The organism is Aminipila terrae, from assembly GCF_010120715.1.
Lineage (GTDB): Bacteria > Bacillota > Clostridia > Peptostreptococcales > Anaerovoracaceae > Aminipila > Aminipila terrae.
Genome location: NZ_CP047591.1, coordinates 1075831 through 1098057 on the forward strand (window position 1 = coordinate 1075831; position 22227 = coordinate 1098057).

Here is a 22227-nt window from a genome sequence, read left to right on the forward strand (position 1 = left end):
ATTGTCCCCCTTAGTTATGGTCTAAATTCAATTACCTTGTCAATTAAGCCGTATTCTGCGGCTTCTGCTGCGCTTAGGAAATTGTCTCTATCTGTATCTCTTTCAATTCTAGCTAAATCCTGACCCGTATTACTGCTTAAAATTTTATTTAGCTTTTCTCTGGTTTTTAATATCCAGTCAGCATGAATTTTTATATCTGATGCCTGACCATTCACACCTCCTAAAGGTTGATGAATCATGACTTCAGCATTGGGAAGCGCGAACCGCTTGCCCTTTTCCCCGGAAGATAATAAAAATGCACCCATACTTGCTGCCATACCAATGCATATAGTAGACACATCCGGTTTAATATATTGCATAGTATCATATATAGCCATACCTGCTGTTACAGACCCCCCGGGCTATTAATATAAATACAAATATCCTTCTTGGCGTCTTCGGCCTCTAAGAACAAAAGCTGTGCAACAACTAAGCTTGCCACATGTTCATCAATGGCTTCTCCAAGAAATATGATTCGGTCTTTTAACAATCTTGAATATATGTCGTAGGAGCGTTCACCTTTTCCGGTATTCTCGATGACATAAGGTATCATTGGCATTTACTATACCCCCTTCTTCTTTGCATTTTTGCCGTACTGCTAATCTATTGAAAAGCTATACGAAAAATTCTTGATAAATTTGTTTTCTATTTTACATACTTAGATATTATGTGCAGTTGATTCCTATTTTAACCAACTGCACCTAAAATTATTTTTTCTATTTAATTACTGCCTTATCATATACTAAATCTACAGCTTTTCTCATCTTGAGGTCTTTTTCAAGGGCTGCAATGTTTTCTGCACCGAGCATTGACTTAATTTTTTCTACTTCAAGTTTATACTGGATAGCCATTAATTCAAATTCCTTTTCAAGTTCTTCTTGAGTAACTTCAATTTTTTCTGCATCAGCAATAGCAGAAATCAGCATTCTTGTCTTGGTTTTCTTTGTTGCTTCTTCTCTAAGTTCTTCTCTGAAGTCTTTTGCCTCTTTACCAAGATACTGGAAATATTTTTCAAGATCCATGCCCTGGTATCTTAACTGCTGGTCAAATTCCTGCATCATGCCATCGATTTCGTCTTCCACCATAACCTGGGGAACTTCAATATCATTTGCATCATAAATCTTTTCAAGGACTGCATTCTTCATTTCATTGACTGCTCTTTCCTGTGCGGCCTTTTCAAGTTTTTCTTTTTTGTCCTTCTTTAATTCTTCCAGTGTGTCAAACTCGCTTATATCTTTAGCAAAGTCATCATTTAGTTCAGGCTTTTCTTCTTCCTTTACTTCATGAACTCTGCACTTAAATACTGCTTCTTTTCCTGCAAGATTTTCAGCGTGGTATTCTTCTGGGAAGGTTACTACAACGTCCTTTTCGTCCCCTGCACTGCAGCCAACTAACTGTTCTTCGAATCCTGGTATAAAAGTATTAGATCCAAGCTTTAATGGCTGTCTTTCAGCCGTACCGCCTTCAAACTGTTCCTCACCAACAAATCCTGCATAATCGATAAGAAGAGTATCTCCTTCTTTTGCAGGTCTTTCTGCCAGAACCATTCTTGCATTTCTTGTCTGTAAAACTTCCAGTTCTTTATCTACATCTTCATCTGAAACTGTATTTTCAACTTTCTGGATTTCAACACCGTTATAATCCTTTACCTCGAACTCAGGGTATGCAGTTACTGTAATAGTAACAGTAAATCCTTCCCCTTTCTTAATTTCACTGAAGTCAGCATTTGGTCTGTCTATAACATTAATGTCAAGTTCATCAAGAGCCTTGAAATAATTTTGTGAAAACAGTTCGTTAATGGCATCTTCAAAGAAAACGTCTTCTCCATAATGTCTTTCAATTAAAGTTCTCGGTGCTTTGCCTTTTCTGAAACCATCAATGGCAAATTTGCCTTTGTTAGCCTGATAAGCAGCAATAACAGCCTTTTCAAACTCTTCCCCTGTAAACTCCATTGTAAACTTTACATCGTTCTTTTCTCTTGAAATAAATGTTGATTTCATTATATATTTTCCTCCTAAATATCAAACCCCGTGGGTCATATATCATATATACCTCTTTATCTGCCGGGTAATCATTCTGTCTGCTTTTCGTGTGCATTATAAATCCTAACACATAATGCACATTATTATACCTCGTAAACGGCTCAAAGTAAAGAATTATAGCAAAAATACCTTTCAAAAAACTTAAAAGATGATACTAACGACCTAAAAACTATAAAAAAACTAAAAAAATGGCCTTTTTGTACAGCCATTTTACTAGTTTATTACCATTTTCAATAAAAATTAAAACCTTTATATAAAATTACCTTATCTTTCAAATCCTAAAAGTGCCAGACCTCTTGCATATTTACTTTTGCTCTCTGGCAGTAATCCATACTTTTCTGCAATAGTTTTGGTTACCGATTCTAAAGCTTCCTGCTCCCCTGAGAACAGCTCTATTTCGATTTCACAAATAGGGGCCACTCCTTTAGTAGTTATAATTTCCCCGTTGTCCAGAGATACTTCCATGATGCCACTGCCATTGTCAATTCTGAACCGGCTCCTTAAAAAATTAGTTTCCATAATACTATGGAGTTTTTTAAATCCTATTAAAGCTATAACTTCCTGTCCTATTTCACTTTCTTTAAATATCTGTGGATCAGGCACACTGAAAAATGCCTCATCATTCACTGGAACATTTATTTCTTCCCTTATATGAAGTCCGCCCTCATTTTTCCCTTTCCATTTTAGTGTAGCAACAATTCTAGTCCCTTCCATACGCACGCGCAGCGCAATGTCATTTTTTGAAAGAACAAAGTCTTCTGTATCAAAATATGAAGCCCTCATCAATACCTTTTCTCTTGTATCAGACTCTTCAATACTTAAAAGATACTCATCATCCCAAATGTTTGCGGCAGTCTCTTTGTCCCCAATGCCGTATTTCATTTCAATTTCCATATTTGTACCTTTACCCTTTAACGCTTGTATTACATTCACTATATGCTCGTCATATGCTCTTCTTAAGCCTATACAAATCACGTAAAGGTTATGATACCACTTTTCACAAAAAAAATCAAGTGCTTTGGAGTCCTTGGGTTATTACTACTTTGACCCACTCTCTGGGTATACCATCTCATCCATGACTAATTGGGTATTAACTGGCAATTTTAGCTCCCCTGGATAAATTCTTTTATTTTCTGGATTATAATTAAACCATTTTACTTCTTTATCTTTATCATTATAAAATATAATTTTATAAACATCTTTTTTATTTTCGATTTTATTTTCGATTAACTCCCCAAGTCCTAATGAAAAGAATACCTGCATGTGAAACTGCCGATTTACCTTTTCTATTATTTTATCCGATGTAATGACGATTTTTTCCTGTGCTGGCGTCCTTACAATTACCTTTTCCACTTTCTCATCAGCTTTTAAGTGATAAAAGGAGTTTACAAAAATATTGCACATTAAAATATAGCATAAAATAAAACAAGCAATAAAACGCATGATTCTACGATTTTCGATTTCTTCAAGCATAATATAAATTTTACTCTCCTATTTCTTCCCTATTTTCCCCTATACTTTCAATTTTACAATGAGTACCCTTCATGATTAGATTGTCTACAATAGCAATTTTCAATCCCAGTGGATATAATACAAAACTTAAAATTACAATATTTCTGGTCATATATGCGATTGTTAATAACAAAGCACTGAATATAACGTTAAAAATATTTAAAATATTATCCAGTTTTATACTTCTTATTTCCTCTTCACTTTCTTCCTGATTTTCTCTATAATATTTGTCGAAGTCCTTCAATAAATATAAAACATAGGCAAATGCCTGTACCATTGGGTAAAGTGCATACAGATTATCAAGATTTTTTACATTTAAAATTGCAATAAGAGGACAACTCATTAAATAGAACAGAGATAAATATAAAGATAAATATGCCAAAATACTCACCTTCTTCCCACCCGAAAAAATATCATCACCATTAAACAAGACTTTCTCTTATATTCTTTTTTTCATCATACATGTCGTTTAAAAATTTTCAACCGTTTTTGCGTAAGATGTTGTCTGGGAGACATGAAATGTGATTTTTGCACATTTCATGTCTCCCAGACAACATTTCATGCAGAACATATTGATTTTTTTGTTAAAAGAAATATTATTATGTCAAAAGCACATATCAAAGGGGTAATGATATAAAAGGTAGAACATATGAAAAGTATTTCTGAAACTTATATTTCAAAATTGCAGGAAAGTAACGTTACCGATGAACTGGGAATCATTAAGATAAGATATGCACTAGCTGTCTTAAAAAATGAATTACTCAAGACACTTTTACTCGTTGGTATTTTTGCCTTAATAGGCCATTTAAATGCATTTCTGATTGTTATGCTGTTAATGATGCCTATTCGCCTTAGTACTGGTGGAATACATTTCAAGACAAATGTTCCCTGCTTTTTATTTAGCCTAGGATACTTTTTATTGGCAATATGCATACTGCCAATTTTGAAGTTTAAAATGCTTACTTACTATTTAATATTAAGTTTCGGCATTTTAACAACTTGTATTTGTCCGCTTGCACCTTCTGCACAGCGGCCCATAATAAGCAGAAAAAAGTATCTGCAGAACAAATACTTTTCACTTATCTATCTTATTATTTTTACTTTAATCCTATTGGTTTTAATAACGGACCAGTTGATTATAACCATGAGTATATGGGCTTTATTCTTACACGCTATTGAATTGTTATTTGTAAAATTACACAAAAGAAAGGATGATGGTCTCAATGTTTAAGAAACTAAAGGTATTTCTTATGAGTACAAGTGCATTATTTTTAATCGGAGTGGCAACTTCTACTATTTCAGTTGCATCAATAAATCTTCACGGCGAACCTGAATGCCCAGAAGAATTATTAAAATAAAACTTCAACAATAAATTCATTTTCTTCTTGGAAAATATTAAATTTTCCATGGTACTTCAGGATGACTGTTTTGACGTTTTGTAACCCGTAGCCTCGTCTTTCACCTGACTTAGTACTACAATTCTTATTTTGAGAAATACTTGCCTGTCTGCTCTTCTCTATATGGTAAGTATTTCTCACCTCAATTCGTTTCTTATTCTCCATCTCACTGATAGAAAGAATTACCTTCCTCTCCTCCTTCTCCAGTCCATCTATATATTCAAAGGCATTGTCCAACAGATTGCCAAGTATCTGAACCAGTTCATACTGTTCGCAGGGGAAATCAGGAAATATTCCACTGGGAACATAATAAAACTGAACTCCATGTTTTTCTGCTTCTTTGGTTTTTGAATATAGTAGTGCGTTTACAACTCCACTTCCGGTATTGATGGATACGGTGCTTTTTTTCTTGTTTAGTTCTTTTGTTTTAAGCTCATCAATATACATTTCTATTTCGGCGACTGCCACAGATGCTTCTTCAAATTGACAGATGCTCTGAATAGCCTGCAAGTGTTTATTAAAATCATGTTTTTCACTATAAAGCCCATCCAGTAGATTTTCTGTTGTTTCCATGTACTGTTCATGTAATCGAATATTTTCTTTTTGCTTCCTATTCTCTATTAATTTTTTTAATAAAAATGAACACAAACAGAACCATATAGCCGTATATGCAGAAATAATTGCAGATTGATGAAAAACAAGTTCACTGTTACTTTTCCATAAAAAGACTTCTATCATACTAAAACAAAATAACGTCACTGAAATTAAATAAAATTCTTCCTGGTATTTTGCATAAAAAGCTTGAACTCTTCCTTTTAATTTACGATTTGAACTAATTAAAGCACATATTATGAAAGTAATAAAAAGCTGAATACACCTATTGATAAATTCTAATGCATTCTCTCCCTGCAATTCGTAGAACACAATTACTAAAACATGTTCGATTGCTATTGTTATTGCTGTAGCAAAAATTAATTCAAATAAAATATTGAATATATTCCTTTTAGTTACTATCCTTAAGTTTATAAGAATTATTATATAGATAAATATAGATACAGATGGCACTTCTGCCAAATCTAATATTCCTATAATTACAGATACAATAATCATAGAGGATATGAGCTTAATTTTATTTTTAAAATATTCCTGACTAAATAAACTCATTAAAATCACAGTGTTTAAAAATTCGACAAATGATCCAAATATATCTTGTGTAAAGCTCATACCTTTATCCCCTCTTATTTACAATCCATAATTTGATTTGTTCATCAATAGCGTTATAATACTTGCTGCTGACAAATAATTTGCTTCCTGATTCTTGCAGACTAATGGTCCAAAGTCTGTAATTCACTCTTTCTATCTCTTGTATCTTCTTAACATTTACTGCATAGGATTTGTAGCATTGAATAAAATAAGGCTCATCTACTTCCGCAATCAGTTCCTTTAAAATGATATTATTGCTTTCAAAAGGTTCTTCCTGTAAATCTGTATAAAGAAAACAGTGTCTGTGTAAAACTTCGGCATATCTTATCTGGTCTACTGGAATCAGGATTTCTTTATTTATATCAGGATATAATATCATCTTTACCCTTGTTTTCGTTTGTTTTTCTACACTTATATTTTTCATAAGAGTTGTAATTTTTTTGTGAAATTCTCTAGTTCCAAAAGGCTTTAGTATGTAATCATAACAATGAAACTGTTTAAAGGCTTCTAACTGGTTCTTTTCATATCCAGTTATAAACATGATTAATGTCAGGGCATAATCCGACATATTCCTTATTTTTCCTGCCAGTTCCAGTCCACTGATTCCTGGCAATTCTATATCTAAAATAAAAATATCCATATGATTCTTCTTTGCGATTTTTAAAGCCTCTTCTCCTGACAAAGCATAATAAACTTCAATGCCTTCAATTTCATCTAAAACCGTTTTATAAATTTGCAGATCCCTTTCGGAGTCTTCCACAATCATAATTTTTATCATCATTACCCTCAATCTATATAAAAAAATACTTTGCATCTTATACGGTAAATTGTACCATACATTATAGTTTCATAAAACCCCAAGAAATGACAGTTTCCACTAAAAAAACAGAAACCTAAATTCATAAAAATTTTGGTTTCTGTTTTTGTTTATCTAATATCTGTATGGTTCATATATATTATGATAATTTTTGATATCCAGTTCTGCAATCTTAGTAACAGCCACATAAATATTTGATATCTGATACCATGTAGCGAAATCCACAACCCCTGTTGCCGGCAGGTTAAAAATCTGTTGAAAAGTTTTCACTGCATCTGCTGTATCCTGACCATACACACCATCCACTTTAACTTTTTTAATTGCCGGATAGCTGTTGGAAATTGCATTAAGTTGTGTCTGTATGGTTCTTACAGCGGGTCCGGTTGAACCAATTACAAGGGGTTCTCCCGGGAAAGATATAGGAACACCTTCCACTTTATCCGCCTGCTGCAGAAAGATATCATATCCATAGTAATTTCTGAGAATGCTTAGATGATCATATCCCTGATCCCCCAAATCTTTTGACCCCCACTGTTTCATGCCCTTTTCACATACCGTCCTCACACCATCGCAGAATTGTGTAAATAAAGGTTGTTTTATTTCAGGTCTGGTTATATATGTTGTAAAGATTTCGTCAACAACAGTTGAAATCTCCTGAAAAAAATTTCTTCCATAGAAAAAAGCCTGATCATAAGCAGTTGAATTGGTAATAGTAAAGCTGAAGCCTTTTCCCCTGTACCACTCTGTATATACTCTGTTAAGGACAAAAGATAGTATTGCCAAAACATTAGCTCTTATGGTTTCTTCAGGCCATGTAGAATAAATTTCTGAACTTGCAACATTTTTTATATAATCTTTAAACGGTATCCATACATTCTGAGCGGATGTATCTTCTGGTACCCCTAAATGCACCACCACAAATTCCGGAACAACTGGCTGAGGTAAAACAATGAATCCGCCTGCATCAGGCAAAGGTTTCACTTCATCCTCCGGAATTTTAGGAGGAAAAATTCCCCAAAGGGTGTGCTGATCTATAGAAATATTCTGAGCATTAGCAATATTTTGTACTGTAGGTTTCATCTGAACTGGCTGTAAAGCTTTGGCCTGTGGTAAAATCTGCACACCCTCTATGGTTATAGGATCAAACCCTTCAGCACTTATGGATAAATCATATTCACTATATGGTTTCCCGCTTTCCGGAGTCAGAGAATATTCCAGTGGCGGTGCCCCCAGATCCATGGTTTCTGTCTGCCCTGATGAATCAGTATATAATTCATCAACCACAGTTGAATCATATTTTCTTACGACTTGTATTTTTGCATCACCTACAGGCTTTGCATTGTCTTGCTCTGATACATTAATCTGCAGCTGCCCCTGATCTATTAATTGGTTTTTAAAGTAATTGAAATTTTTCATAATTTACACCCCTCCCAAATATAATATGTATATGCTTTAAGAAAGAAGGTAATGTCTATGATCCACTCACCATTTATTCCAATTGACCAGCTTACACGATTTGAATCAGATCAGTATAGTGATGAGGACCTTCTGGAGGTTATTGTAAAATACAGCGGAGACATCATGCAAGTAGGTAAAGAGCTGGATGCCTTTGTAGAAATACTAGACCCAAACTACGCCATTTTCACCATATCTTTGGGTAACCTTGCAAAACTATACAGCTATAACCAGGTTGAATATATTGAACTGCCCAAAAACCTTACTTATTTTTTAAGGGAAAACCTGAATAGCTCCTGTATTTCACAGGTTCAACGACCTACTTCTTTCGGCCTGACCGGAAATGGTATTGCAATTGGTATCATTGATTCTGGCATTGACTATACTCATCCTGATTTTCAGAATCAGGATGGAACAACCCGAATTTTATTTTTATGGGATCAGTCAATAGATGGAAATCCTCCTGAAGGATTCAGAAATGGTTCAGAATATACAAAAGCACAGATTGATGAAGCATTAGCCAGTGATACACCCTACACCCATGTTCCCAGTGTTGACAGTGTGGGTCATGGTACTGCTGTAGCTGGAATTGCAGCAGGAAACGGTAACTCTTCTGATGCTGTTGAAAAAGGTGTGGCGCCCAATGCTTCTTTAATAGTAGTAAAACTGGGGCACCGAGGAAGTCCTTCTTTTACCAGAACAACTGAAATCATGAGGGCAGTAAAATATATTTCAGATAAAGCACAAGAAGTAAATATGCCTGTTTCTATGAATATAAGCTATGGCACAAATAATGGTTCTCATGATGGGAACTCTTTGTTTGAAAGTTATATTGATGATGTATCAGTGCGCTGGCGCTCCAGTATTTGTGTTGCTTCAGGCAACGAAGGCTCTTCCGCTCATCATTACAGTAAACTACTGACTCAGGGAGCTACGGATACAGTAGAATTTTCTATATCTGAAAATATTCAGAGCCTTTACATGACTATATGGAAAAATTTCGTGGACACCATGACTTTTGAAGTTATTTCCCCAAGTGGAAAATCTACAGGAGTCATTTCTCCTCTCCAGCGAGTCACACGTTTTACCCTAGATAATGTTCTGGTTTCTGTACTGTATGGCCAGCCTACTCATTACAACAGTTCACAGGAAATATATATTCTTTTCAGGGGAGTAAACAAGCCTATACCCGGAGGCCTTTGGAATCTGGTGGTAAAAGGCACCCAGATTACTTACGGATTATTCGATATATGGCTTCCAACTTTGGAAGAAGTAACGCAGTATACAAACTTTCTCCGTCCAGCTGTAACAAATACCATTACAATCCCTGCAACCGCTTTTAAAGTAATTTCTGTAGGGGGATATAATTCTGTCCTTAAAAGTATTGCAGATTTTTCAGGCCAGGGAACCATAAGAAATATAGATTTTATAAAACCTGATTTAGTTGCTCCTGCAGTAAATATTCTTACAACCCGTGCAGGAGGAGGTTATGATACCTTTACAGGCACCAGCGTGGCTGCTCCTTTTGTCACAGGCTCTGCAGCATTAATGATGGAATGGGGTCTCCTCCGTGGCAACGATCCTTTTCTATACGGGCAACGGATAAAAGCCTTTTTATGGAAGGGAGCTGAAAGGTCCTCTACACTTACTTATCCAAATCCAATGTGGGGATATGGCTCATTAAGCCTGTGTAACACCATGGATTTACTTGTTGAATATAATCAGACGGGAATAGCATTTTCGTAGGCAATGAATCTGGAAAATAGTCTATACTGGAGGTATACATTCATGGATAACGATATCTTATACTCACCAGATGTTGTTGATTTTACTATTAGAAAAGGCTCTTCTTATGAAAATCTTATACTTGCACACCCGGGCCTAATTGCAACTCACACCGTTGCAGATACTTATATCATATGTTATACAAAGATAAATGATTTTCTGGAAATAGCTACATATATGGGCGCTGACTTAAGAAACAGCATCCCCAACGTTGTGGGACTTACTGACCAGCAAAGTCTGGATGCCGCCGGTATCCTCCAGGTACAGCAGCAGCCTTATCTGAATCTAAACGGCAAAGATGTGCTGATTGGATTTGTAGATACAGGGATTGATTATACCCAGAAAGTCTTTCAGTATGAAGACGGAACCAGCAAAATTAAATATTTATACGATCAAACCATACCTGGTATCCCCCCTGCTGGCTTTCCCCTGGGCACAGAATATACCAATGATCAGATTAATGCTGCCCTCACATCCCCTACCCCTTATGAAATAGTTCCTCAAAGAGATGTGGCAGGTCATGGTACTTTTCTGGCCTCTGTAGCTGCAGGAAGGCAGCTGGAGGATTTTATAGGAGCAGCGCCAGATTCTGAAATAATTATGGTTAAATTAAAAAAGGCATATCCTTTCTATCTTGAGAATTATTGTGTTCCTCCTGATCAGGAAAATGCATTTGCATCTACCTCTGTGATGATTGGAGTTCAGTATATTTTACAAAAGGCAAAAGAGTTAAACCGACCGGTGGCTATTTGTCTCGGTCTGGGTTCTAATTTCGACAGTCATGACGGTTATAGTACTCTTGAAGAATACCTTTTTAATATGTCTAATATACCCGGTGTATGCATTTGCGTTTCTGTGGGAAACGAAAGCCAGGCAAGGCATCATTTTTCTTACCAGATGACTAAAGGTAGTGCCCCTGTAAATATCGATATAAAAGTTGGAGAAGATGCCGGGAATATTTTTGTTGTTGTAGCCAACAGGGTCAGTGACCGGGTTTCTGTATCTGTACGTTCACCAACAGGAGAAATGGTAAGCAGGGTGCCCTCAAAAGCTGGCTATACCGTTGAGACCCCTCTGGTGCTGGAACGTTCCCGAATTACAGTCTCCTATTTTTTCCCTCTGGAAGGCAGCGGTGACCAGATCAGCGTGGTCAGAATACTGGATTCTACTCCCGGTGTATGGACCATTATCGTTTATGGGGATATCATTATAAATGGCAGCCTTAATGCATGGCTTCCCATGACAGGGTTCGTTTCCCCTACTGTGGAATTTTTATCCTCTGATCCTTATACCACCATAACTTATCCTGCCAATGCACTGGGCCCTATCCGATGTGGTGCTTACAACAGCTTCCGTGACAGCCTTTATCCAAGAACCTCCTGGGGGCCTACCAGGTTGTCTGAAAAGGTACCAGACTTAGTGGCTCCTGGATATCAGGTAGGAGGTTATTACCCCATTGGTTACGGTACCATGGACGGCACAAGTGTATCCACTGCAATTACTGCTGGGGCCTGCGCCCTTATGTTACAATGGGGAATCGTAGAAGGTCACGATTTAGGTTTTTCTACTCCTTTAATAAGAGCCTATCTCATTCGGGGATGTAATCGCAGTGATGTAATCCAGTATCCTAATTATCAATGGGGTTATGGCAGCCTGAACCTGATGCAGACCTTTACTTATATGCGTGAATTATAAGTAAACATCATAGAAAAAAACTCTATATCTTGAAAAACTGGAGGTGTCTTCCTTTGGATAACGATAGCCTATATTCACCGGATGTTGTTGACTTTATAATTAGAAAAGCGTCTTCTTATGAAAGCCTTATATTAAACCATCCAGGTCTTCTTGCATGCCACGATATTGGTATGTATTATATCTGTTATGCAAAAATCCCAGACTACACAGAAATGATTTCATATATGGGTACGGATTATATCAACAGTGTTCCAAAAGTTATGGGACTACTGGATCGTCAAAGCCTGGAGGCTGCCGGTATTATACAGGTACAGCAACAACCCTATTTAAATCTTAATGGTAAAAATGTTTTAATTGGTTTTGTTGATACGGGAATAGACTATACCCAGAAGGTATTTCAATATGATGATGGAACCAGCAAGATCCAGTATATATATGACCAGACTGCTCCAGGAACTCCTCCTGAAGGTTTTCCTCTTGGAACAGAATATAACAATGAACAGATTAATGCAGCTTTGGCATCTGATACCCCTTACGACATTGTTCCCCAACAGGACACTGCCGGCCACGGTACGTTTTTAGCTTCCGTATCTGCAGGTCGTCCAATGGATGATTTTATAGGCGCCGCACCAGATTCTGAAATCATTATGGTTAAGCTGAAAAAAGCGTACCCCTTTTATTTAAACAGATTTTTTGTTCCGGCAGAGCAGGAAAATGCCTTTGAATCTTCATCTGCTATGATTGGTGTACAATATATCCTGCAGAAAGCAAAAGAACTGGACCGTCCTGTCGTAATATGTATTGGTCTTGGCTCCAATTATGACAGCCATGACGGCTTCGGGTTTATTGAAGAATACTTATTTAATATGTCAAATGTTCCAGGTGTCTGCATCTGTATTGCCGTAGGTAATGAAAGTCAGGCCAGACACCATTATTTCCAGCGCTTTTCTAAAGAAGGAACTCCAGAGAGCATCGATATAAAAGTTGGAGAGAATGCTGGTGACATATTTATATTAGTTACAAACCCTATCAGTGACAGGGTTTCTGTATCTGTGCGTTCACCTACTGGAGAACTTGTAAGCCGTGTACCCGCAAAAGCAGGTAATACTTTTACCACGCAGCTTGTGCTGGAACGGTCAGAAGTCAGTGTGTCCTATTTCTTTCCACTGGAGGGAAGCGGTGACCAGGTCACCATAGTCAAGATAAAGAATGCTACTCCAGGAATATGGACCATTACAGCTTACGGAGACATAATCCAGGATGGCAGCATTAATGCCTGGCTTCCCATCACAGGATTTATTTCACCGGCTGTTGAATTTCTTTCTTCAGATCCATATAACACGGTTACTTCACCTGCTAATGCACTGGGGGGAATTCATTGCGGTGCCTATAACAGTATTCGTAACAGTCTTTATCCAGAATCCTCATGGGGTGCCGTTCGGTCATTACTGGATATTCCTGATTTAGTTGCCCCCGGCTACCAGGTTGGAGGATTCTATCCCACTGGATATGGTACGATGAATGGCACAAGTGTTGCTACTGCTATTACTTCTGGTGCCTGTGCACTTATGCTGCAATGGGGCATTGTAGAAGGGAATAATATGGGTTTAAGCACACCTTTGATCAGAGCCTATCTGATTCGTGGATGCAGCCGTACAGAAGTCATGGAATACCCAAATCCCCAGTGGGGATATGGAACATTAAACTTAATACAGACCTTTTTTTATATGCGTGAATTATAACATATGCAATAGATAAATATTAAAAATGCTTTGACAGGAGGTGTTTTTACTTGGATGATGATGCCCTGTATTCACCAGACATTGTTGACTTTATCATCAGAAAAGGATCTTATAATGAATCCCTTATTTTAAACCACCCAGGACTTATTGCCACTCACACGGTAGCAGAAACTTATATTATATGTTTTGTAACTGTGAGTGCCTTTGCAGATATTGCCAATTATATTGCCACCAGTTTACGGGATAATATTCCAAATGTTGTTGGCCTCACAGATCAGGAAAGCCTGGAAGCTGCGGGCATTAAACAGGTTCAGCAGCAACCTTATCTGAATCTAAACGGGAGAAATGTGCTGATTGGATTTGTGGATACTGGTATTGATTATACAAAAGAGGTTTTTAGATATGAGGATGGAACCAGTAAAATTAAATTTATATACGACCAGAGCATTGCTGGAAATCCCCCTGCTGGTTTTCCTCTAGGTACAGAATATACCAATGAACAAATAAATTCCGCTCTAAGTTCCGCAGAAGACCCTTATTCCATTGTACCCCATAAGGACACTGCAGGTCACGGTACATTTCTGGCATCCGTAGCAGCTGGACGCACTGAGGGTGATTTTTCAGGCGCAGCTCCGGATTCAGAAATCATTATGGTTAAGTTAAAGAAAGCCTATCCCTATTATCTTAAAAATTATTGTGTACCTGCTGACCAGGAAAATGCATTTGAATCTACATCTGTTATGATGGGGGTCGAATATATTTTACAAAAATCCCAGGAACTGCACCTCCCTGTGGTTATCTGTATCGGTCTGGGTTCAAATTATGACAGTCATGACGGCCTTGGCCCTCTTGAAGAGTATTTATATTTCACCTGTAATAATCCCGGGGTTTGTACCTGCATCTCCGTTGGAAATGAAAGCCAGGCAAAGCATCATTTTTTTCAAAAATTTTCAAAGGAAAAAACACCTATAAATATAAGTACTAAAACTGGTGAAAATGCAGGGGATATATTTATTGCCATATCAAATAAACTTTGTGACCGGATATCTGTTTCGGTTAAATCCCCTACAGGGGAAATGATAAACCGCATACCGGCAAAATCCGGATATACTCTCACCACGTCTCTTACCCTTGAGCCTTCCCGAGTCAGTGTTTCATATTTCTTTCCACTTGAGGGAAGTGGTGAGCAGGTAACTATAGTTAAAATACTGGATGCAACTCCTGGAATATGGCTGATTACTGTATATGGAGATCTAATTATAAACGGCAGTATTCATGCCTGGCTGCCACTAACTGGCTTTGTATCTCCTACCGTTGAGTTTTTATCATCAGACCCCTATACCACCATTACATACCCGGCCACTGATTATGGATCTATACGATGTGGTGCCTACAATTATCTAAATGACAGCCTTTATCCCAAATCCTCCTGGGGGCCCACCAGGATTGAGCCCAATGTGCCTGACTTAGTAGCCCCTGGATATCAGATAGGGGGATATTACCCAACAGGATACGGTACCATGAGCGGTACAAGTGTGGCTACTGCCATCACCGCAGGTGCATGTGCTCTTCTGATGCAATGGGGAATCGTGGAAGGTAATGATCTAGGTTTTTGCACTCCTTTAGTCAGAGCGTATCTGATACGGGGCTGTAATCGAAGTAATCTGGTCCAGTATCCAAACAACCAATGGGGATATGGCAGTCTGAATTTAATGCAGACTTTTCATTATATGCGTCAAAAATAGATTTTGAATTTTTTACAAATATTTGCAGACAGGAGGTGATTTACTTGAATGATGACACCTTATACGATAAAGATGTAGTTGACTTTATGATAAGAAAAGGCTGCTATTATGAATCTTTTATACTAAATCATCCTGGATTAATTGCCAGTCACGATATTAGCATGTTTACCATCTGTTATACAACTGTAAAAGACTTTATGTCTATGCGCCAATACATGGGCTCCGACTATATAAACAGTATTCCTAAAATGCTGGGACTTTCTGACCGGCAAAGCCTGGAAGCTGCTGGCATTATCCAGGTTCAGCAGCAACCTTATCTGAATCTTAAAGGAACCAACGTACTGATTGGTTTTGTGGATACGGGTATTGATTATACTCAAAAGGTTTTTCAGTATAAAGATGGAACCAGTAAAATCAGATATATATATGACCAGACCATTCCCGGGACCCCTCCTGCTGGATTTCCCATGGGTACCGAATATACTGCGGAACAAATCAATGCAGCTTTAAACTCTGATAACCCTCACCAGATTGTTCCCCATCAGGACACATCGGGCCATGGTACTTTTTTGGCCTCTGTAGCTGCGGGACTGCCAATTGGCAATGAATTTACAGGTGCCGCCCCAGATTCAGAAATTATTATGGTTAAGCTGAAAAAAGCATATCCCTATTACCTTGAAAATTTTTGTGTCCCTCCAAATCAGGAAAATGCTTTTGAGTCCTCTTCTGTTATGCTTGGCATTGAATATATTCTGGAAAAAGCAAAAATACTGAACCGTCCTGTAGTCATATGTATAGGCCTTGGTTCAAATTCTGACAGCCATGATGGTTCAGGAATTATAGAAGAATATTTATACAGTGTCTCTAACGTTCCTGGTGTTTGTGTATGCATCTCTGTAGGCAATGAAAGTCAGGCCAGACATCATTACTCACGACAGCTTGACAATGAAGGGGACACAGAAAACATAGACATAAAGGTAGGGGAAAATGCCGGAAATATATTTATGATTATCTCCAATATTATAAGCGACCGGATTTCAGTATCTGTCCGTTCACCCTCAGGTGAGCTGGTAAGCCGTGTCCCTGCTCAGGCAGGATACAAGTCCACCACCAGCCTTGTTCTGGAGCCTTCTGTTGTCAGTGTTTCTTATTATTTTCCATTGGAAGGCAGTGGGGATCAAGTAACTGTGGTAAAAATATTTGATGCGACTCCGGGTATATGGACGATTACAGCTTATGGAGATATTATTATCAATGGTAACATTAATGCATGGCTTCCTTTAACAGGATTTGTGTCACCCAATGTAGAGTTTTTATCCTCTAATCCTTATAACACCATTACATCTCCTGCCAATGCACCAGGATGTGTCAGTATTGGTGCCTATAACAGCATTCGTGACAGTCTGTACTCTGATTCTTCCTGGAGTTCTACCAGACTTTCCCTGGATTTACCAGATTTCGTAGCTCCAGGTTACCATGTGGGGGTTTTTATCCCACAGGTTATGGAACGATGGATGGCACTAGTATTGCTACTGCCATTACCTCGGGTGCATGCGCTCTGATGCTTCAATGGGGTATTGTTGAAGGCAATTATTCAGGAATCTGTTCTCCGCTAATCAGGACGTATCTCATTCAAGGGTGTACCCGGATGGATGTGATGAATTACCCAAATCCCCAGTGGGGATATGGAACATTAAACTTAATGCAGACCTTTTTTTATATGCGTGAATTATAAAGGTAAAAAATGGAATATGAATCATTAACAATGATTCATATTCCATTTGTATAGCGTTCATTCAGGAAAAAAGCACTTCCTCTATGTCATACAATCCCCATATATTCTCTCCTTTTATCCTCCCCTCAATAATCTTTTTACCAACAAATTCAGCAGCTTTTAAGGCTCCTAATGCAAATATCTTTTTGGAGGCAGCTGTATGCTTAATCTCCAGGATTTCGTCTTCTCCTGCAAAAATAACGGTATGCTCTCCCGCTATAGTACCTCCTCTGACAGCATGTATCCCTATTTCTTTTCCCCGTCTGCCGTCTCCTTTTCGTCCATACATTTGGTTAAATTCCCCTTCAGGATTCATGGCTTCTGCCATCATTTTAGCAGTTCCACTGGGAGAATCCAGTTTTTTATTGTGATGCTTTTCTATGATCTCCATATCAAAGTTTGTTTTTAAAATCGGAGTGATTTGTGCAAGGATTCTTCTCATAACGGTAATCCCCAGTGAAAAGTTAGCAGCCTGAACAATTGGTACTCTTTGTGACAGTTCCATTATCTGTTGTTTTTGTTTTTCATTATATCCCGTGGTGGCTATAATTACCCCACAATTATTCTGTCTCGCAAATTCCTCTATCATATTCAGATTTGCAGGATTGCTGAAATCTATAATAATATCAATTTTTTTGTCAATATTACTTAACTTCTCTCCATTCAGCGGTTCTATCATTCCTACACACACCAGCCCGTCCTTTTTGTCTACAAGCTCTTTTAAAGTTTTCCCCATAGCACCTGTGCCAACAATGGCTATATTCATAAAAAACCTCCCTATTCATAAAATCTGTCCTGGTAAATAAACTGTTTATAAATAGATTATTTTTTATGTATGGAGAATATAACTATAATTTTTTATGAGGGCATTCTGCATAAAAAAAACCTCTTAAAGAGGTTTTTAAATTCGTCCGTAAAATCTTCTATAATAATAGTTTATGATTCCAGTAAGAATAATATCGTACACCAGAAAGAACAATTCACCCATAATAAGTAGAATTACCGGCGACATATCTTTCAACGTTATAACAGAAAAAAATATACTATAAAAGAAACGATATGCTACAACCATTATTGTTGTAAAAACTAGAAATTTAAGGGACAGCTGTGCAGCGGAATTTTTGATTTTTTCTATATAATATTTGATGATACCATATATTCCAAAGAAAAATATATAGGGAAAAGCTGCCAGCTTATTGGGCAGCAGAAGCAGAGACATGATAGAACAGGCGATATATAAAATCCAGCCACCTTTTCCTCTGCTTTCAATCATCATGATTGGTACAAATACCGAACTTACTGTATAAAGCGTTATTTCAAATCCCGGAACAAAAGATGCAGCATATAAGGCTACTAAAGATAATGCCAGAAGCACACCTCCAAGTGCTACAATTTTGTTATTTTTACTTTTCATAGGAGTATCTTTTCCCATATTCTCACCTAAATACAATCACATAAACAATCTGCACATATATATGCCTGACATAATTTACACATCATATCATCATTGGAATATCCTCTGCCAAAAGAGTTATTCTGATACATTCTGCCTGAATTCATTATACTGTTAAGCGCATTCTGATATTCGAAATTATTTGGATTCATGCTTACAGCCGTGCGAACCTTGGCCAGTGCATCATCATACCAGCCTTTCTTGTAAGAAATCATTCCTGCCAGAAAAAACCATTCTGCATCTCGATTTCGCATTTGACCCAGTTTCTGTTCTGCATACCCCAGATTCCCAGAATCGATAATACTACGTATATCATTGTACTCAGGGCTTGTCTGTCCCTGATAGGTGCTCTGTGCTGTACCGCTGTAGGAGCTGCTGTAACTTCCAGTTCCTCCTCCATTCTTCATAAGAGCATCGTAAGCTTCATTCACTTCCTGCAGTTTTTCCTGTGCAAGGTCTGCCAATGGATTATTTTGATATTTATCTGGATGATATTTTTTTACCAGTTCTCTGTAAGCTGCTTTTATTTCTTCATCACTTGCATTTTGCCTTACTCCCAATACTTCATATGGATTATTCATATATTATTTCTCCTCTTCCTCATTTGTTTCTGTATCTTCTATATCTGCCAGTGCCTGTTCCGTACGTCTGCGCAGTCCCAAATACACGATGTTTTCAATTATCCCCTTATTTTTCTTTATATCTAAAAGATCTGCTGCATTGCCTATTTCCGATAAATAATGTATCAAATTAAACTCTACTACAGTCTTTATTCTTTTTTTAAACTCCTGTACAGATTCTTTTGTTTTCTCGTATTCGAATCTGTATAAAAGCGGATTGAAAGTATCCTTTTTAATATTTTCTTCCACATCCTCATAGGCATCCATCAGATATATCCATTTTCCCAGATGATACCCTATATGACTAAGTAATTTTATCCGGCTTTCATCTGATTCTGAATTTTGCCCACCATTTTTGAATATTTCCAGCATAATCTGTGCAAAAGGTTCTTCCACCCTGTCAAGTTCCGGACATTTATCCTGTTCAAGCTGTGAAAGTAGTTTCAGGTTTTCTTCGGTCAGACGGCATAGTTTCCCTTTATGAGATTGTATTTTTCTAATGGTAGGTACCAATCCCGTGGCTGCCAGTTTAGCCTTATAACTATGATCATCATAATAATCATCCATTAATTTATAATATGCCAGAATCAGCATAACATCCCCTGCATATTCAATTGCACGGTTTTCCTTAACAATAGGTTTCCTTTTTATATGATGAATAATACAATGTTCTTTTGCGATATCATCTTTTTCTCTTTCAAGGGCTGCTAACAGGACAGCCAGAAATACAAAATCATAACTTAAGGTAATTCTGGGCAGTTGGCCGTATCGTCTTCCGATACTCTTGCATATGCCGCAATAATATGCGCTATACACTTCATATTCGCGCATTTTCAGCTCTCCTTTATCAGGAACTACATATCCCAGCATGTAAAAATCTCCCCATTCACACTTTTTCTTCGTTATATACTCATATAGCGTTTATTATAACATATTTTTGTGAAGATTTTATGTTGCAATAATATTACAATTAAAAATTTTTTATAAATTTATTTGACATAATATAATAAAAGTTGTATTATAGTTGATAATTTGTTTATGGCAATATTAGGTCATGATAGGAGACACAAAAGAATGGCTGTTGAATTTAGCGACCAGGACATGCTTAATACTTTAATCAAACACCATCGTTCACTTCATAAAATACCGGAGATTGGTGATCAGCTATTTGAGACCAGGGAATATATCATGAGTGTGATAGGTGATATGAACTGTGAATTTACTAGTGTGGTAAACACAGGGATTTGCGCATTTTTTGATAAAGGAAAAGAATTTACCATTGCCTACAGAAGTGACATGGACGGACTGACTATTCCGGAAACCAACACCCATCGATTTGTATCAGAACATCCTGGTAAAATGCATGGTTGTGGCCATGATGCACACATGTCAATCCTTCTGGGTCTGGCTGAATATATAAATCATACGAACGACTTACCCTACAATGTATTACTTATATTTCAACCTGCAGAGGAAACCACTGGGGGTGCAAGACCTATTACGGAATCAGGTATTTTTGAGAAATATAAAGTGATAAGAACTTTTGGCTTACATTTATGGCCAAGTATTCCAAAGGGACAGCTTTCAACCAAGGGCGGCCCTCTCATGCCAAAATCTTCTGAAGTAAGTATAGAAATTAAGGGAAAAAGCACTCATGCTGCAACTTCCCACAAGGGTATCGATGCCCTCTATATTGCAACACAGTATATATCAGATATATATCAGATGCAGGAAACAGAAACTCCTGCGGATGAACGTACCCTCTTAAAAATCTGCCGGTTAAACAGCGGAACTGCCCGGAATGTAATAGCCGGACGGGCATCTCTGTTAGGCACTATGAGGGCTTTTAAACTGGAAACTTTCGATTTCATGGAATCCCGGTTGCAGGAAATCGCCAGAAGTTATGAAAATAAATATGGATGTCAGATAAAGGTTCATTGTTCTGACGGCTACCTTCCGGTTGTTAATGATATGAAGTTATATCAGACCATTAAGCCTCATTTGGAAAATCTTGAGTCTTATCACGAACTTCCGGAAGCAGTAATGATTTCCGAAGATTTTTCTTACTATGGCACAAAAGCTCCCGCTATTTTTACACTACTGGGAACAGGAACTAAAATTCCTCTCCACAGCAACAATTTTGATTTTGACGAGGATATTCTGCTGGCAGGCTACAACTATTTTAAATTGCTTGCCCACATTAATTAGCCTTAATCATATAATATAATATAACTCAACTTAAGGAAAAAACTGTCCTTTATCAGAAATACTGATTTGGGCAGTTTTTTCTTTTTTGACTTTAGTGGCCTTTTTCGTGTCTTTACAGTTGTATATTGACCGAAATATAAATCAATGTTATGATGTTTTTATATGAGATTTACTAGTACAAGGAGTGAGCTATATGAATGCATCAAAAAGAAGAGAACTAATAATATCCCATTTGAAATCTAGTTCTGTGCCTACAAGCGCTTCCAGCCTGGCTTCCCTGCTTAAAGTCAGCAGGCAGATTATAGTCAGTGACGTAGCATTGCTTCGTGCAGGAGGTCTGGATATCTCTGCAACTCCCAGGGGCTATATACTGTCAGAAAATGATACAGCTAAAAGCATACACAACTTTGAAGGTATTCTTGCCTGTAAACACACTGCTGCCCAGCTGCGGGAAGAACTTTATACCATAGTTGACTTTGGTGCGGAAGTAATTGATGTAACCATTGAACATTCGCTGTACGGGCAACTTTCTGGCAGGCTTAATCTGAATTCCCGATACGATATCGATTTGTTTCTGGAAAAGATCTCAAATAATTCTGATTTACCTTTAAGTTGTCTGACGGAAGGAGTTCATCTTCATAAGGTTGGCTGTCGAGATGAAAATACTTTTAATCTGATTAAACAGGCTTTGGAATCAAAGAATATGCTAATAAAATAATTGAACAGAATAATAAATTAAA

Annotated in this window: 21 protein-coding genes and 1 pseudogene; 10 read left to right on the plus strand and 12 right to left on the minus strand. The window is 37.4% G+C overall.

Annotated elements, in window-relative coordinates; genetic code table 11:
- Positions 1-14: 14 nt before the first annotated feature.
- The 5 genes and pseudogenes from clpP to Ami3637_RS05110 form a co-directional block, all read right to left on the minus strand.
- Positions 15-598 (minus strand): annotated as a pseudogene (gene clpP, locus Ami3637_RS18910) (ATP-dependent Clp endopeptidase proteolytic subunit ClpP).
- Between the two features lie 157 nt (positions 599-755).
- A complete protein-coding gene (gene tig, locus Ami3637_RS05095) occupies positions 756-2039 on the minus strand; it encodes a trigger factor (protein WP_162361615.1) in 1284 nt (427 codons plus the stop codon).
- A 306-nt stretch (positions 2040-2345) separates the two neighbouring features.
- Positions 2346-3014 carry a CYTH domain-containing protein gene (locus Ami3637_RS05100; RefSeq protein WP_162361616.1) on the minus strand — a complete coding sequence of 223 codons (669 nt, stop codon included), beginning with the start codon at positions 3012-3014 and terminating at the stop codon, positions 2346-2348.
- 105 nt (positions 3015-3119) lie between these two features.
- Positions 3120-3554 carry a hypothetical protein gene (locus Ami3637_RS05105; RefSeq protein ID WP_162361617.1) on the minus strand — a complete coding sequence of 145 codons (435 nt, stop codon included), beginning with the start codon at positions 3552-3554 and terminating at the stop codon, positions 3120-3122.
- Between the two features lie 10 nt (positions 3555-3564).
- Positions 3565-3984 (minus strand): hypothetical protein, encoded by a 420-nt coding sequence (locus tag Ami3637_RS05110; protein ID WP_162361618.1) that lies wholly within the window; start codon positions 3982-3984, stop codon positions 3565-3567.
- A 258-nt stretch (positions 3985-4242) separates the two neighbouring features.
- On the opposite strand from Ami3637_RS05110, the gene Ami3637_RS05115 reads away from it, so the two are divergent.
- Together Ami3637_RS05115 and Ami3637_RS05120 are read left to right on the plus strand one after the other, a co-directional pair.
- On the plus strand, positions 4243-4824 hold the full coding sequence (locus tag Ami3637_RS05115; protein ID WP_162361619.1) for an accessory gene regulator ArgB-like protein: 582 nt from the start codon (positions 4243-4245) through the stop codon (positions 4822-4824).
- Entirely contained in the window at positions 4817-4951 is a 135-nt protein-coding gene (locus Ami3637_RS05120) for an AgrD family cyclic lactone autoinducer peptide (RefSeq protein WP_162361620.1), read from the plus strand. The genes Ami3637_RS05115 and Ami3637_RS05120 overlap by 8 nt, the downstream gene beginning before the upstream one ends.
- Here the strand turns inward: Ami3637_RS05120 and Ami3637_RS05125 are convergent.
- From Ami3637_RS05125 to Ami3637_RS05135, 3 genes are all read right to left on the minus strand, one after another.
- Entirely contained in the window at positions 4943-6214 is a 1272-nt protein-coding gene (locus Ami3637_RS05125; RefSeq protein ID WP_162361621.1) for a sensor histidine kinase, read from the minus strand. The genes Ami3637_RS05120 and Ami3637_RS05125 overlap by 9 nt on opposite strands.
- A 4-nt stretch (positions 6215-6218) precedes the next feature.
- The gene (locus Ami3637_RS05130; RefSeq protein WP_162361622.1) at positions 6219-6974 is read right to left on the minus strand and encodes a LytR/AlgR family response regulator transcription factor; all 756 of its coding nucleotides are present in this window, start codon (positions 6972-6974) and stop codon (positions 6219-6221) included.
- Between the two features lie 150 nt (positions 6975-7124).
- Positions 7125-8426: a peptidoglycan-binding protein gene (locus Ami3637_RS05135; RefSeq protein ID WP_162361623.1), complete on the minus strand. Its 1302-nt coding sequence runs from the start codon at positions 8424-8426 to the stop codon at positions 7125-7127.
- A 57-nt stretch (positions 8427-8483) separates the two neighbouring features.
- Here Ami3637_RS05135 and Ami3637_RS05140 point away from each other — a divergent pair, with 57 nt between their 5' ends.
- From Ami3637_RS05140 to Ami3637_RS17315, 6 genes are read left to right on the plus strand one after another with little or no spacing between them, the layout of a single operon-like run.
- Positions 8484-10211 (plus strand): S8 family peptidase, encoded by a 1728-nt coding sequence (locus Ami3637_RS05140; RefSeq protein ID WP_162361624.1) that lies wholly within the window; start codon positions 8484-8486, stop codon positions 10209-10211.
- A 42-nt stretch (positions 10212-10253) separates the two neighbouring features.
- Entirely contained in the window at positions 10254-11945 is a 1692-nt protein-coding gene (locus Ami3637_RS05145) for a S8 family peptidase (protein WP_162361625.1), read from the plus strand.
- Positions 11946-11998: 53 nt separating this feature from the next.
- Entirely contained in the window at positions 11999-13687 is a 1689-nt protein-coding gene (locus tag Ami3637_RS05150) for a S8 family peptidase (RefSeq protein ID WP_162361626.1), read from the plus strand.
- A gap of 50 nt (positions 13688-13737) precedes the next feature.
- Positions 13738-15432, plus strand: a complete 1695-nt coding sequence (locus Ami3637_RS05155; protein ID WP_162361627.1) for a S8 family peptidase — start codon at positions 13738-13740, stop codon at positions 15430-15432.
- A gap of 44 nt (positions 15433-15476) precedes the next feature.
- Positions 15477-16994, plus strand: a complete 1518-nt coding sequence (locus Ami3637_RS05160; RefSeq protein ID WP_243158110.1) for a S8 family peptidase — start codon at positions 15477-15479, stop codon at positions 16992-16994.
- Positions 16994-17167 carry a hypothetical protein gene (locus Ami3637_RS17315; RefSeq protein WP_243158111.1) on the plus strand — a complete coding sequence of 58 codons (174 nt, stop codon included), beginning with the start codon at positions 16994-16996 and terminating at the stop codon, positions 17165-17167. The genes Ami3637_RS05160 and Ami3637_RS17315 overlap by 1 nt, the downstream gene beginning before the upstream one ends.
- 61 nt (positions 17168-17228) lie before the next feature.
- Here the strand turns inward: Ami3637_RS17315 and dapB are convergent, their stop codons facing one another.
- The 4 genes from dapB to Ami3637_RS05180 all read right to left on the minus strand — a co-directional run bounded on the left by dapB (position 17229) and on the right by Ami3637_RS05180 (position 20149).
- Positions 17229-17972 (minus strand): 4-hydroxy-tetrahydrodipicolinate reductase, encoded by a 744-nt coding sequence (dapB, locus tag Ami3637_RS05165; RefSeq protein WP_162361628.1) that lies wholly within the window; start codon positions 17970-17972, stop codon positions 17229-17231.
- Positions 17973-18107: 135 nt separating this feature from the next.
- Positions 18108-18638: a hypothetical protein gene (locus Ami3637_RS05170; RefSeq protein ID WP_162361629.1), complete on the minus strand. Its 531-nt coding sequence runs from the start codon at positions 18636-18638 to the stop codon at positions 18108-18110.
- An 8-nt stretch (positions 18639-18646) separates the two neighbouring features.
- Positions 18647-19240 carry a J domain-containing protein gene (locus tag Ami3637_RS17835; RefSeq protein ID WP_162361630.1) on the minus strand — a complete coding sequence of 198 codons (594 nt, stop codon included), beginning with the start codon at positions 19238-19240 and terminating at the stop codon, positions 18647-18649.
- A gap of 3 nt (positions 19241-19243) precedes the next feature.
- Complete coding sequence (locus Ami3637_RS05180; RefSeq protein ID WP_162361631.1) at positions 19244-20149, minus strand: DUF5685 family protein; 906 nt, start codon at positions 20147-20149, stop codon at positions 19244-19246.
- A gap of 204 nt (positions 20150-20353) precedes the next feature.
- Between Ami3637_RS05180 and Ami3637_RS05185 the strand changes: the two genes are divergently transcribed.
- Together Ami3637_RS05185 and Ami3637_RS05190 are read left to right on the plus strand one after the other, a co-directional pair.
- Positions 20354-21487, plus strand: a complete 1134-nt coding sequence (locus Ami3637_RS05185) for a M20 metallopeptidase family protein (protein WP_162361632.1) — start codon at positions 20354-20356, stop codon at positions 21485-21487.
- Positions 21488-21680: 193 nt separating this feature from the next.
- Positions 21681-22205, plus strand: coding sequence for a transcription repressor NadR (locus Ami3637_RS05190; RefSeq protein ID WP_162361633.1), 525 nt, complete (start codon positions 21681-21683; stop codon positions 22203-22205).
- Positions 22206-22227 lie beyond the last annotated feature (22 nt).